The organism is Rhizobium sp. YAF28 (assembly GCF_052113285.1).
GTDB lineage: Bacteria > Pseudomonadota > Alphaproteobacteria > Rhizobiales > Rhizobiaceae > Rhizobium.
This window is the reverse complement of record NZ_JBFRCX010000001.1, coordinates 732,171-744,857: the sequence shown is the minus strand read 5'-3', so window position 1 is coordinate 744,857 and position 12,687 is coordinate 732,171. Positions and strand designations below refer to the sequence as shown.

14 protein-coding genes, 1 pseudogene and 1 riboswitch are annotated in these 12,687 nt (G+C 60.0%); of the genes and pseudogenes, 7 read left to right on the top strand and 8 right to left on the bottom strand.

The genetic code is table 11. The features are described 5' to 3' along the window. Window positions 1–47 precede the first annotated feature (47 nt). The 6 genes from AB4Z13_RS03870 (at window position 48) to sugE (ending at window position 5,518) form a co-directional block, all read left to right on the top strand. Window positions 48–752, top strand: coding sequence for a hypothetical protein (locus tag AB4Z13_RS03870; protein WP_442205860.1), 705 nt, complete (start codon window positions 48–50; stop codon window positions 750–752). 100 nt (window positions 753–852) lie between these two features. Beyond that, window positions 853–2,862, top strand: coding sequence for an acetyl-CoA carboxylase biotin carboxylase subunit (locus AB4Z13_RS03865; RefSeq protein ID WP_442205859.1), 2,010 nt, complete (start codon window positions 853–855; stop codon window positions 2,860–2,862). Between the two features lie 117 nt (window positions 2,863–2,979). After that, window positions 2,980–4,107 (top strand): S-(hydroxymethyl)glutathione dehydrogenase/class III alcohol dehydrogenase, encoded by a 1,128-nt coding sequence (locus tag AB4Z13_RS03860; RefSeq protein ID WP_007826120.1) that lies wholly within the window; start codon window positions 2,980–2,982, stop codon window positions 4,105–4,107. Continuing rightward, complete coding sequence (locus AB4Z13_RS03855) at window positions 4,107–4,580, top strand: GNAT family N-acetyltransferase (protein ID WP_442205858.1); 474 nt, start codon at window positions 4,107–4,109, stop codon at window positions 4,578–4,580. Before AB4Z13_RS03860 ends, AB4Z13_RS03855 begins: the two co-directional genes overlap by 1 nt. Before the next feature lie 10 nt (window positions 4,581–4,590). Beyond that, window positions 4,591–5,034 (top strand): YaiI/YqxD family protein, encoded by a 444-nt coding sequence (locus AB4Z13_RS03850; RefSeq protein ID WP_007826122.1) that lies wholly within the window; start codon window positions 4,591–4,593, stop codon window positions 5,032–5,034. Between the two features lie 169 nt (window positions 5,035–5,203). Continuing rightward, complete coding sequence (gene sugE, locus AB4Z13_RS03845; RefSeq protein WP_113325762.1) at window positions 5,204–5,518, top strand: quaternary ammonium compound efflux SMR transporter SugE; 315 nt, start codon at window positions 5,204–5,206, stop codon at window positions 5,516–5,518. 165 nt (window positions 5,519–5,683) lie between these two features. On the opposite strand, the gene AB4Z13_RS03840 is transcribed toward sugE, so the two are convergent. From AB4Z13_RS03840 to crcB, 7 genes are all read right to left on the bottom strand, one after another. Continuing rightward, a complete protein-coding gene (locus AB4Z13_RS03840; RefSeq protein WP_439015052.1) occupies window positions 5,684–6,079 on the bottom strand; it encodes a DoxX family protein in 396 nt (131 codons plus the stop codon). Window positions 6,080–6,207: 128 nt separating this feature from the next. Further along, window positions 6,208–7,740, bottom strand: coding sequence for an acyl-CoA carboxylase subunit beta (locus AB4Z13_RS03835; protein ID WP_442205857.1), 1,533 nt, complete (start codon window positions 7,738–7,740; stop codon window positions 6,208–6,210). Window positions 7,741–7,878: 138 nt separating this feature from the next. Beyond that, a complete protein-coding gene (locus AB4Z13_RS03830) occupies window positions 7,879–8,331 on the bottom strand; it encodes a hypothetical protein (protein WP_442205856.1) in 453 nt (150 codons plus the stop codon). A 68-nt stretch (window positions 8,332–8,399) separates the two neighbouring features. After that, the gene (locus AB4Z13_RS03825) at window positions 8,400–9,185 is read right to left on the bottom strand and encodes an ATP12 family chaperone protein (RefSeq protein ID WP_442205855.1); all 786 of its coding nucleotides are present in this window, start codon (window positions 9,183–9,185) and stop codon (window positions 8,400–8,402) included. Window positions 9,186–9,194: 9 nt separating this feature from the next. Further along, window positions 9,195–9,848, bottom strand: coding sequence for an HAD-IA family hydrolase (locus AB4Z13_RS03820; RefSeq protein WP_442205854.1), 654 nt, complete (start codon window positions 9,846–9,848; stop codon window positions 9,195–9,197). Then, on the bottom strand, window positions 9,845–10,837 hold the full coding sequence (locus AB4Z13_RS03815) for an RluA family pseudouridine synthase (protein WP_442205853.1): 993 nt from the start codon (window positions 10,835–10,837) through the stop codon (window positions 9,845–9,847). Before AB4Z13_RS03815 ends, AB4Z13_RS03820 begins: the two co-directional genes overlap by 4 nt. Window positions 10,838–10,933: 96 nt before the next feature. Further along, on the bottom strand, window positions 10,934–11,311 hold the full coding sequence (crcB, locus tag AB4Z13_RS03810; protein ID WP_442205852.1) for a fluoride efflux transporter CrcB: 378 nt from the start codon (window positions 11,309–11,311) through the stop codon (window positions 10,934–10,936). Window positions 11,312–11,432: 121 nt separating this feature from the next. Here crcB and AB4Z13_RS03805 point away from each other — a divergent pair, with 121 nt between their 5' ends. Further along, a complete protein-coding gene (locus AB4Z13_RS03805) occupies window positions 11,433–11,696 on the top strand; it encodes a hypothetical protein (RefSeq protein ID WP_439015065.1) in 264 nt (87 codons plus the stop codon). Between the two features lie 65 nt (window positions 11,697–11,761). Here AB4Z13_RS03805 and AB4Z13_RS03800 read toward each other — a convergent pair. Then, a pseudogene (locus AB4Z13_RS03800) lies at window positions 11,762–12,238 on the bottom strand (copper chaperone PCu(A)C); the annotation flags it as partial. A gap of 259 nt (window positions 12,239–12,497) precedes the next feature. Continuing rightward, window positions 12,498–12,589: riboswitch (glycine riboswitch) on the top strand. Window positions 12,590–12,687: the final 98 nt, after the last annotated feature.

The window sequence follows — 12,687 nt, the reverse complement described above, 5'->3', positions numbered from 1 at the left end:
ATCGCTAAAACCATTTCCGACTTCATGATGAAGTCTGGAGATAAAACATGAGTGAGTTCCGTCTCGCTTTTCCGGCGTGTGTCATCGCCGGGAAGCATCGGCTGACGGCCGAAGACATAGTGCTGCTGCGCAAACACACCTTTCCGGAGGGAATCCGGACATCCGATCATGTCGTGGTGATGTTAGCGCTCAATAATTCCTGCCCCGAAAAATGCGCCGAATGGAACACGTTCTTCGTTGAACAGCTGGCAGGCTTCATCGTCGATTATACCTATCCGCAGGGCTCGCTGGACGAGATCAACGTCGCATGGATCGTGCGCATGTTCACGACCGACGGCGTCGTGAATTCCGCGCTCGAGCTTGAGCTCATCCTGCACGTCATGGAACTCAGCGCTCACGTGCCCGATGAGCTGCGGGCGCTAGCGCTGGATCAGCTCCGCCTGGCGCTCGGCGAGGATATCGGCGGTTACAAGCTGACCCGTGCCACCGACCGCAGGAGCATCACACGGCAGGACGTGGATTACGTCATGCGCGTTTTGAGAAGCGTCAGCGAAGGCGGCGTCATCGGCGTTTCGTCGATCGAATATGGCGTCCTGCAGCGCATCGAGACGACAACGCTATCAGGCGCCAATCATCAGCGCTGGGGCGAGATCATGGCTTCGGTCGAACTCCGGGATTATGCCCAGCCGAGGCGCAGCCGCTGGCTGCGCATCATCGACGAAGAGCCTGTCGCCGCAGCCGCAGTTGCCTGATCTCCCAAATCTTCAGACTGCCTCTGATTCTTCAGCCCAATTGTGCGTTCCGGCTTTTTATGCGTAAAACTCCGGAACGCATTTCCTGGGTGGAGTCTCGATGTTCAAGAAAATCCTGATCGCGAATCGCGGCGAGATTGCCTGCCGCGTGATCAAAACCGCGCGCCGCATGGGCATTGCCACCGTTGCAGTCTATTCGGATGCGGATCGGGATGCTCTGCATGTCGAGATGGCGGATGAGGCCGTCCATATCGGCCCTGCTCCGGCCGCCGAAAGCTATCTTGTCGCTGACAAGATCATCGCCGCCTGCAAGGAGACAGGTGCTGAAGCCGTGCATCCCGGCTACGGCTTCCTGTCGGAACGCGCCTCCTTCTGCGAGGCGCTGGAAAAACAAGGCATCATCTTCATCGGCCCGAAGCCCAAGGCCATCATGGCGATGGGCGACAAGATCGAATCGAAGAAATTCGCCAATGCCGCCAAGGTCTCGACCGTTCCAGGCTATCTCGGCGTCATCGAGGATGTACCCCACGCTGAAAAGATCGCAGCCGAGATCGGTTATCCCGTGATGATCAAGGCCTCGGCCGGCGGCGGCGGCAAAGGCATGCGCATTGCCTGGAACGAAGCGGAAGTGCGCGACGGTTTCGACCGCGCCCGCTCTGAAGCCAAAAGCTCCTTTGGCGACGACCGCGTCTTCATCGAGAAATATGTCGTCGATCCGCGCCATATCGAAATCCAGGTTCTGGCGGATGCCCACGGCAATGTCGTCTATCTCGGCGAGCGCGAATGCTCCATCCAGCGCCGGAACCAGAAAGTCGCCGAAGAAGCGCCCTCGCCTTTCCTTGATGAAAAAACGCGAGCAGCCATGGGCGCACAGTCGGTGGCGCTGGCAAAGGCCGTCGACTATCAGAGCGCCGGCACGGTGGAATTCATCGTTGATCGCGACCGCAATTTCTATTTCCTCGAAATGAACACCCGCCTGCAGGTCGAGCACCCGGTGACGGAACTGGTGACCGGCATCGATCTCGTCGAACAGATGATCCGTGTCGCCGCCGGCGAAAAGCTGCCCTTCGCCCAGAAGGATATCAAGCTGAGGGGCTGGGCGGTCGAAAGCCGCCTCTATGCGGAAGATCCCTACCGCAACTTCCTGCCCTCGATCGGCCGCCTGACGCGCTACCGCCCGCCGGCCGAAGGCCGCAACGGCGATGTGATCATCCGTAACGATACCGGCGTCTTCGAAGGCGCTGAGATCTCCATGTATTACGACCCGATGATCGCCAAGCTTTGCACATGGGCGCCGAGCCGTCTGCAGGCGGTGGAAGCGATGGGACAGGCGCTCGACGCCTTCGTGGTCGATGGCATCGAGCACAACGTTCCCTTCCTCGCAGCACTGATGAAACATCCGCGCTGGCGCGAAGGGCGTCTTTCCACCGGCTTCATTGCCGAGGAATATCCTGAGGGCTTTGCGCCGATCGCGCCGGATGCTTCGGAGGAGGCAGCCCTTGCGGCTATCGCGCTGTCGGCGACCCTGGTCGATGCTATCAGGCGCGAAGGCTTCGCCGATCGCCTGCGTCACCCCAGCGGCCCGCTCCGCGAAGAATGGGTCGTCAAGCTCGGCGGCAATTATGTGCCGGTCAAACTGGTCGATGGCCTCGTCACCATTCCCTTCGAAATGGAAATGGAGGTCGGCGGCCGCACGGAAACCGTTGTCACCGATTGGAGACCGGGCGATCCGGTCTGGCACGGCAGGGTCGCCAGCCGGCAGGTGACGGCGCAGATCCGCCCGATCCTCAACGGCCTGCGCATCGACTGGCAGGGCCTGTCGGTCAAGGCGCGTGTCTTTACGCCCCGCCATGCCGAGCTTGACCGTCTGATGCCCGTCAAGCTGCCGCCGGATACGTCCAAGCTGCTGCTTTGCCCCATGCCCGGCCTCGTCGTTTCCATTGCCGTCTCCGAGGGCCAGGAGATCAAGGCGGGCGAAACGCTTGCCGTGGTGGAAGCCATGAAGATGGAAAACGTGCTGCGTGCCGAGCGCGACCTCGTTGTCGGCAAGATCAAGGCCGCTCCCGGCGAGAGCCTCGCGGTCGATGCCGTCATCATGGAATTCGCCTAAAGCATCAGCCCGAAAGTCGGAACCGATTTTCGGATGGCGCTCCAAGTCCTTTTTCCGCTTGAGCCATCCTTGCCGGGCGTGCAAGAGTCCGACACGCAAATCACGAGGAGATCGAAGATGGATGTTCGCGCCGCCGTTGCCGTTCAGGCAGGAAAACCGCTTGAGGTAATGACTGTTCAGCTGGAAGGTCCGAAGGCCGGCGAAGTGCTGGTCGAGGTCAAGGCGACGGGCATCTGCCACACCGACGATTTCACGCTGTCGGGCGCTGATCCGGAAGGCCTCTTCCCGGCAATCCTCGGCCATGAGGGCGCAGGCATCGTCGTCGACGTCGGCCCGGGCGTCACGTCCGTGAAGAAGGGCGACCACGTCATTCCGCTCTACACGCCGGAATGCCGCGAGTGCTATTCCTGCACCTCGCGCAAGACCAATCTCTGCACCTCGATCCGCGCGACCCAGGGCCAGGGCGTGATGCCGGATGGCACCTCCCGCTTCTCGATCGGCAAGGACAAGATCCACCACTATATGGGCTGCTCGACTTTCTCCAACTTCACTGTCCTGCCGGAGATCGCCGTTGCCAAGGTCAATCCGGACGCGCCCTTCGACAAAATCTGCTACATCGGCTGCGGTGTGACGACCGGCATCGGTGCCGTCATCAACACGGCCAAGGTCGAGATGGGCGCGACGGCCATCGTCTTCGGTCTCGGCGGTATCGGCCTCAACGTTCTGCAGGGTCTGCGTCTTGCCGGTGCCGATATGATCATCGGTGTCGATATCAACCCGGATCGGAAGGCATGGGGCGAGAAGTTCGGCATGACGCATTTCGTCAACCCGAAGGAAGTCGGTGACGACATCGTGCCCTATCTCGTCAACATGACGAAGCGCCACGGCGACCTGATCGGCGGCGCCGATTACACGTTCGATTGCACCGGCAACACCAAGGTCATGCGCCAAGCGCTGGAAGCGAGCCACCGCGGCTGGGGCAAGTCCATCATCATCGGCGTCGCAGGCGCCGGCCAGGAGATCTCGACGCGTCCCTTCCAGCTCGTCACCGGCCGCAACTGGATGGGTACGGCCTTCGGTGGTGCCCGCGGTCGCACCGACGTGCCGAAGATCGTCGACTGGTACATGGAAGGCAAGATCCAGATCGACCCGATGATCACACACACAATGCCGCTCGAAGACATCAACAAGGGCTTCGATCTTATGCACAAGGGTGAAAGCATCCGTGGCGTCGTGGTCTATTGATGGCCACGCCTGCCTACATGGCCGACCTCAAGGGTCTCGATGAGCTCTCCGCGCGGGAGCTCTACGATCTCTTGAGGATGCGTGTCGACGTCTTCGTCGTCGAGCAGAACTGCTCCTATGCGGAACTCGACGGCAAGGATATCGACGCCCTGCATCTGCGGCTGCTGGATGACGGCGAACTGCTCGGCTCGACGCGGCTCCTGAAGCCATACAGCGCGCAGGATCCGGTAAAGATCGGCCGCGTCGTCGTCTCGCCCACCCATCGCGGCAAGCGGCTCGGTGACGCGCTGATGACCGAATCGATCGCCGCCTGCGAGCGGCTTTATCCGGAAAATCCCATCGCGCTTTCGGCGCAGGCGCATCTGCGCCGCTTCTACGAATCCTTCGGTTTCATGAAAACCTCGGAGGAATATCTGGAAGACGGAATTCCCCATCTCGACATGGTCCGCCAGCCGGCCACCCAGCTGGCGTGAGGATATCGCCATGATCTATGTCGATGCGGACGCCTGCCCCGTCAAACCCGAAATCCTGAAAGTGGCCGAACGCCTCGGCATGGAAGTGACCTTCGTCGCCAATTCGGGCCTCCGCCCGTCGCGCGATCCGATGGTGCGCAACGTCATCGTCTCCAACGCCTTCGACGCTGCCGACAACTGGATTGCCGACAATACCGGCCCGACAGATGTGGTCGTCACCGCCGATGTGCCGCTTGCGGTTCGTTGCGTTGCCAAGGGCTCCTTTGTCACAGGCCCGACCGGTCGCGTCTTTGATGAAACCAATATAGGCATGGCAAGTGCCATGCGCGATCTCGGCGCGCATCTGCGTGAAACCGGCGAGAGCAAGGGCTACAACGCTTCCTTCAGCCCGAAAGACCGTTCGCGTTTCCTGGAAACCTTCGACCGTCTCTGCCGCCGGGCAAAGAATGCGTGATCATCGCCTCGCGTGCTGGAATCGGGTGGCATGGCAGCTATGCCAATTCCTAGCTTGAAGTCAGCCGTTCCCTCGTACATATGGGATGTGACGCAGACGACTGCGGCGCTCGGATCAGTCCGGGTCGCAAAGTCGCGGGGACGGCCTCGCTCTTGACAAGGAGAGTATGATGGCTTGGTTCCTGCTTTTTCTCGCTGGCCTTTTTGAATGCGGTTGGGCAATCGGTCTGAAATATACCGATGGCTTCACCCGTCCGATGCCGACGATCCTCACGGTCATTTCCATGGTGGTGAGTATCATCCTGCTCGGTCTTGCCGTCAAAAGCCTGCCCATTGGCACCGCGTATGCGATCTGGACCGGTATCGGCACGGTCGGCACTGTGCTGCTCGGCATCTGGCTTCTGGGGGACGCGGCAAGCGCCTCTCGTCTGATCTGCATCGCGCTGATCGTCGCCGGCATTGCCGGCCTCAAAATGACCGCCTGAAAGAGAAGTATCTGAAATGAAGAAGAGGCTGCGAGCGATGAAGCACCCGCAGCCTCTTCTGTTAAAGCATGTCGCGCAAAAGTGTGCAGCGGTTTTGCGACAACGACACGCGTAAAAACAAAGACCTAAAGCGCAGCAAGCCGATCTGAAAGATCGCGACGCGCTTTAGGCTGTCGCGTTTCTGTTATCGACGGACCATGCACCGGCGCCGGCAAAGAACAGGTAGAGGAAGACGAAGCAGAACAGGATCGCGCCGTCGCCCTGGTTGAGAGCCGGGAAAAAGCTGTGCGGCATATGCGCCATGAAATAGGCGATCGCCATTTCGCCCGACAGCAGGAAGGCCACCGGCCGTGTTGCGAAGCCGATGAGAATGAGGATACCGCCAAAGGTTTCCAGCAGTGCCGCTACCAGGAACAAAGTGGACAGCGGGCCGTCGCCCTGCGCTGCCGGGAAGCCAAAAAGCTTCATCGTTCCGTGCTCGATGAACAGAAGCGCGGTCATGATTCTGAGAGCGGCCAGACCATAGGGGCGGTAGGCGGATAGACGCTCGAAAGTTGACATAAAGACTCTCCTTAAGGGTGTACTGCCGAGCGTTACCGTGTCTCTAACAGGGATTGAAGACACAGTTTGCTGACAGGCGTTCACAACTTCGACAGTGGATAAACACCTGAAGAACCTCCTTTATTCGTTCACAACGGGATGTTGTCGTGCTTCTTCCAGGGATTGCTGAGATCCTTGTTCCGCAGCATCTTCAGGCCGCGAGCCAGTCGGCGCCGTGTCGAATGCGGCATGATCACCTCGTCGACATAGCCCCGCTCGGCCGCCACGAAAGGCGACAGGAAGCGATCCTCATACATTTTCGTATGCGCCGCGATCTTTTCGGGATCGGCGATATCCTTGCGGAAGATGATTTCGACGGCGCCCTTGGCGCCCATGACGGCGATCTGCGCCGTCGGCCACGCATAGTTGAGATCGCCCCGCAGATGTTTCGACGCCATCACGTCATAGGCGCCGCCGAAGGCCTTGCGGGTAATGACGGTCAGCTTCGGCACGGTCGCCTCCGCATAGGCGAAGAGCAGTTTGGCGCCATGCTTGATGAGCCCGCCATATTCCTGCGCCGTGCCCGGCAGGAAGCCCGGCACATCGACGAAGGTGACGATCGGAATGTTGAAGCAGTCGCAGAAGCGCACGAAGCGCGCCGCCTTGCGCGAGGCGTCGCTGTCGAGCACGCCGGCAAGCATCATCGGCTGATTGGCGACGAAACCGACAGTCGAGCCCTCGATGCGCCCGAAGCCGCAGACGATGTTCTTGGCGAAGCTCGCCTGTATCTCGAAGAAATCCCCCTCGTCCGCCACCTTCTGGATCAACTCCTTGATGTCGTAGGGCTTGTTGGCATTGGCCGGGATCAATGTATCCAGCGAATTGTCGGCATCGGTCACCGACTGGTAACATTCGATCTCAGGCACCGGCGAGGTGTTCGACTGCGGCAGGAAATCGATAAGCCGGCGCACCTGCAGGAGCGTATCGACATCATTGTCATAGGCGCCGTCGGCAATCGAAGAGCGCGTCGTATGCACGCTCGCGCCGCCGAGTTCTTCGGCCGTAACAGTCTCGTTGGTGACGGTCTTCACCACATCGGGACCGGTCACGAACATGTAGGACGTATCGCGCACCATGAAGATGAAATCCGTCATGGCAGGCGAATAGACGTCGCCGCCAGCGCACGGCCCCATGATGACGGAGATCTGCGGAATAACGCCAGAAGCCAGCACATTGCGCTGGAAGACCTCGGCATAACCGCCAAGGGCCGCGACACCTTCCTGAATACGCGCGCCGCCCGCATCATAGATGCCGATGATCGGCGCGCGGTTCTTCAGCGCCATATCCTGCACCTTGATGATCTTCTCGGCATGGGCTTCCGAGAGCGAGCCGCCGAAGACGGTAAAATCCTTGGCGAAGACGAAGACGGTACGGCCGTTGACCGTGCCCCAGCCGGTCACCACGCCGTCGCCGGCAATGCGGCTCTTGTCCATGCCGAAATCGGTGGAGCGGTGCTCCACGAACATGTCGAACTCTTCAAAGGAATCTTCGTCGAGAAAGAGATCGATGCGTTCGCGTGCCGTCAGTTTGCCGCGCTGGTGCTGCGCGTCGATGCGCGTTTGTCCGCCACCGAGACGAGCGATACCACGGCGGCGTTCGAGCTCTTCCAGAATATCCTTCATGATCTCCCCTCGCCGCCGTTGACGGCCGATTTTACAGCTAGAGCAATTCCAGCAAAAGTGTGCAGCGGTTTTGCGTCCGGAATTGCGTTAAAACAAAGAGATAGATCATTTCCGGGTTTCGAAGAAAAACGAAATGATCTAGCGTCCGCTGAGTGCGAAGGCGGAGCGCACGCGCGCGGCGATATCTTCCGCCAGAATGTCGTCGGCCAGGTTAGGATCGGCGGTCATGCTTGTGACTTCGAAGGAGGTCACGGCGATCACAGATCCGTCTTCCACGGAGGCGGCATCGATGCTCACCTTCGCGACATTGCGGTCCTTCTGGAACCCGAGGCCCTTTGCGACGGAAACGATGCGGATCGTCAGCACCACACGCGGCAATTCGCTGGTACGGACCGTCCCGCGAATCGCGGCATTGACACGATCGCTGATGCCGGAAAGCAATTCCGCCGACATAGTCGTGCTCGAGAGCACGACGGCGCCGCGCACGTCATAGACAGGCTTTTCCTGCTTCTTCGGCATGAGGCTGGCGCAGGCCGTTAGCGCCACGCATGCAAGCGCTATCAGGCAAAATCTCAACCTCGGCCAATTCATTCCAAATTCCCGCACATCCCCGTCTGGAGTCGCAGATTTGGTCATAAAGCCCATCAACGCAATATGATTCAGGCCCTTAGCGCGAAAAAAACATCCGTCGCGGCTTTGAAATCCTCAAAACGCTTGGCCCGGCGCTGCTCGGCTTCTTCGTCGCTTCCCCAATGTTCGATGGTCCAGTCCTCATCGAGATGGGCGAGCGACCAGGCTTCGTCAGGCGTGATCTCGCCTTCGGCAATGGCAAGCGCCAGCACCGCCGAACCGGTGATCGTCGTTACCGTGTGTAGGGCCGCCAGCTCCAGTGCGCTGTCGTGCCGGCGCAATGCCAAGCCGAAGGCGGCGATTGCCTCGCGTGGCTGCTCATGATGCATCACGCCCTCGACGAGGATGAAGCGCGCGCCGAGATCGGCGGCTGCCCAGTCGAGCACCGGATCCCAGCGCTCCGTCTGCCGCTCGACAAGCTTTTCCGGGCCATCGGCGCGGTAGCAGAGCAGGTCGCTCGACGAAAAGCGCAGGATATCCTCGAAGACGGCCTGTGTGTCGGTCGCGACACCATCGATTGCCGTGTTGACGAGGCGCGTCACCGGCATCAGCGACGGATCGATCACCTCGGCCTGCGCATCCCATTCGGCGGCAACGAGCTTTGCCAGCGTCTCGCTCGGTACGGCCAGGATCTGACGGGCCGGCGTGCGCACCATCTTGCCATCGAGTTCGATCGCAAAACGATCCTCGTGGGGCGCAACGGCAACGGCCTGATAGAAGCGCTTCGGCAGCGGCTTCTTCATCTGGATCTGCGCGCGGCGGATCGGATCGGGATGGCTCAGGCCTTCGGAAAGGTCGTTCAGCAGGTCGCGCATGGGCTCACCTCAGGAAAAATGGCGCAATATCTCGTTCGGATGGTAGGCAATCGCATCGGCGCCGTTGGCGATCAGCTCATCCACGCTGGCATAGCCCCAGGCAACGCCGATCGCCTTGGCACCGGCAGCCTTTGCCATCTGCATATCGTAAATCGCGTCACCGATGACAATGGCATCAGCGGCATTCATTCCGGTTTCGTCGCAGCACTCCGTCACCATGGCCGGATGCGGTTTGGAGGGGCAATCGTCGGCGGTGCGCGCGACGGTGAAATGCTTGTCGAAGCCGTGCGTTTCCATGACAAGGTTCAGCCCGCGCCGGGACTTGCCGGTCACCGCGCCGATCAACAGATCCTCGCGCCCGCTGATGGCGTCGATCATCTCGCGGATGCCGGGAAAGAGCGGCTCCCGGTAGTCGAGATCCTGCCGCACGACCGAAAACAGCGATTTGTAATGCGCCGTCATGTCGATATCTTCCTGCTCGACATGCGGCTTGCCCTGCATGCGGGCAATGGCGATATCGAGCGTCAAACCGATAATGGCCTTGGTGTCTTCAAACCGAGGCTCTGGCTTACCGAACTTATCGAAGGTGCGGCGCATCGTTTCGTGGATCAGCCCGGCACTGTCGACCAGCGTGCCGTCGCAATCAAAAAGCGCGAGCTTCATTCGCTGTCCCTTTCGGCGCCTGCAAGGTCGAGACCGAGGAGGTTCCAGGTCTGCACCATATGCGGTGGCAGTGGCGCGCTGATGCGCAGACGCCCGCCCGAAGGGTGCGGGATGTCGATGTGACGCGCGTGCAGATGCAGCTTCTTCTGGATGCCGCCGGGGAAATCCCAGTTGGGATCCTCGTCGTAATATTTCGGATCGCCGATGATCGGGTGGCCGATATGCAGTGCATGGACGCGCAGCTGGTGGGTGCGGCCGGTATAGGGCTCCATCTCCAGCCATGCGAGGTTCTGTGCCGCCGTCTCCAGGACGCGGTAGAAGGAAATCGCGTGATCGGCGCCATCCTCGCCGTGCTTGGCAATGCGCATGCGGTCACCATCGGCCGTCGGTTCCTTGACGAGCCAGGTCGAGATCTTGTCCTCGTGCTTGCGCGGCACGCCCTTCACCAGCGCCCAGTAGGTCTTCTTGGTGTCGCGCTCGCGAAAGGCGGCCGTCAGCTTCTGGGCGGCACCGCGCGTGCGGGCAATGACGAGTACACCTGATGTATCGCGATCGAGGCGGTGAACGAGGCGTGGCTTCTCGCCCTTCGGGCTGGTCCAGGCTTCCAGCATCTGGTCGATGTGCCTTGCGACACCGGAGCCGCCCTGCACCGCAAGGCCGGGCGGCTTGTTGAGCACGATGACCTTTTCGTCTTCATGCAGCACCATGCGGGAGAGAAGCTCGAAATCACTCGAATGCTTGAGGTCCTTGCCGGCGATCGGCCCGGACTTCGCCTTGGCATCGACATCGAGTGGCGGTATGCGCACCATCTGGCCGGGCTGCACACGCGCATCCGATTTGACGCGGCCGCCATCGACACGCACCTGGCCGGAGCGCAGCAGCTTCTGCAGCGGACCGAAGCCGAGCCCCGGATAGTGGATCTTGAACCAGCGGTCGAGCCGCATGCCCGCTTCATCGGGCTCCACCTTGATGTGTTCTATACCTGCCATGGAATTCTTTCGGAAAATATGGGCGCGGTCGGAGCCGGCGCCTCTCTTGCCGCTGCCTTTAGAGCATTTTTCACAAAACGGAAATCGGAATCGAAATCAGAGCCACACGCGCATCAGGCCGAGGCCGGCCATGACGGCAACCATCGAAAGCCCGACGCTTGCTGTGATATAGATGCCGCCGGCAAATACATCACCGCGCTCGAACAATGTGATCGCATCCAGAGAGAAGGCGGAGAAGGTGGTGAAACCTCCGAGAAAACCGGTGATCAGCAGCAGCCTCAGCTCCACCGATGCATTGAAACGGCGCATGATCATCTCGGCAAAGACACCGATGATGAAGCAGCCGACGACATTGACGATAAGCGTGCCCCAGGGAAAGCCCGGCCCCATGAGCCGCAACGAACCCAGGCCGACATAATATCTCAGAAGCGAACCGATTGCGCCGCCGACCGCGACGAGCAGAGCCTGGAACATGCCTCCGGTTTATTGCGATTCCATCCTGATTCCAATCGCATCTGCGGAATTCTTACCATTCGGTAAAATGCGAATGATTTTCTTAAGCCGAACGCGAAGATCGCACCGGTATGACGGGCGCATGACACAGCTTGTTTCCATATCGGCAAGTACAGCTGCCCTCGCCTTCGAATCCCTGCGCATTCCTCAGCGCGTGGCGACGGGCACGGCCGCGCGGGAGGCCCGAAAGATTGCCGAACGCCAGCTCAATCAAAGCGGCGAAGATCCGGAAGAATCGACCAATATCATCCAGAATACCGAAGTTGCGCTTGATCTCATGACCAAGGGTTATCGGCAGCCACAGGCAGGCTTGCAGCAGGCCCTGCAGTCCTACGAGGATGTCTGAGATTTAAATATTGCTGGGAGGAGCAAGGCTCGCGACTTTGGTCGCGGGCTTTTGTTTTTCAGCACTTATTTGCCTTGGGCCGACAGCACGTTGAGCACCAGATCGACCTTTCCAGCCTTTTCGAAAGTCAGTGTGACCGGTACTTTGTCGCCCTGCTTGAAGGGCGTCTTCACTTTCTGGAACATCAGATGCAGGTTGCCGGGCGAAAGCTCCACGGTCTGGCCCGCGGGAACCGCAATGCCATCCTTCAGCTCGCGCATCTTCATGACATTGTCCTTCATGGCCATCTCGTGAAGCTGTACCGCGCCGGCATCGGGCGACGTGACCGACACAAGGCGGTCATCGGTCGAGCCGTTGTTCTTCACTGTGAAGAAGCCGCCGCCAACGGGTTGGCCGGGCAGCATCGCTTTGGCAAAACCGCCGGAGACTTCGAGATCGCCGACTTTCACGACGTCGCCGTCAGCGGCCATGTTCATGGAACCCATGTTGCCCATGTCCATGCCCTGCATGTGCTGATGGTCCTGGCCGACAGCGGATCCGGCAAAGCCGCAAGCGCAAAGCAGCGCCGCCAAAGCTGATGTCCTGACAATCTTCATCGAATATCTCCTCGCTCTCAGAGCCTTTCCTGATCAGAATGTTTCAATCTGATCAGGAAAGGCTCTCGGCTGCCGATAGCCAATTTCGCCTACGAATGCAAAAGCCCATTTGCCGCGGACCGCAACCGGCTTTTCAGAGCCGCGACAAAAATTTGTGCGGTCGCGACATTTTGCTTGCCAAGCCCTGCCACCCCCGGATAATTGCCGCAACCTTGTTGGGAGAATCCGGCGCGCAATGCCGGTGCCGAAGGAGCAACCGCCCCGGAAACTCTCAGGCAAAAGGACCACAAGGGGCAGACGGAACTCTGGAGAGAGGCGTTCTCGAAACGTCCGCCGAAGGGATAACAATCTCAGGCACAGGGACAGAGGGGGCTCAAGGAGACAAGGCGCAACCG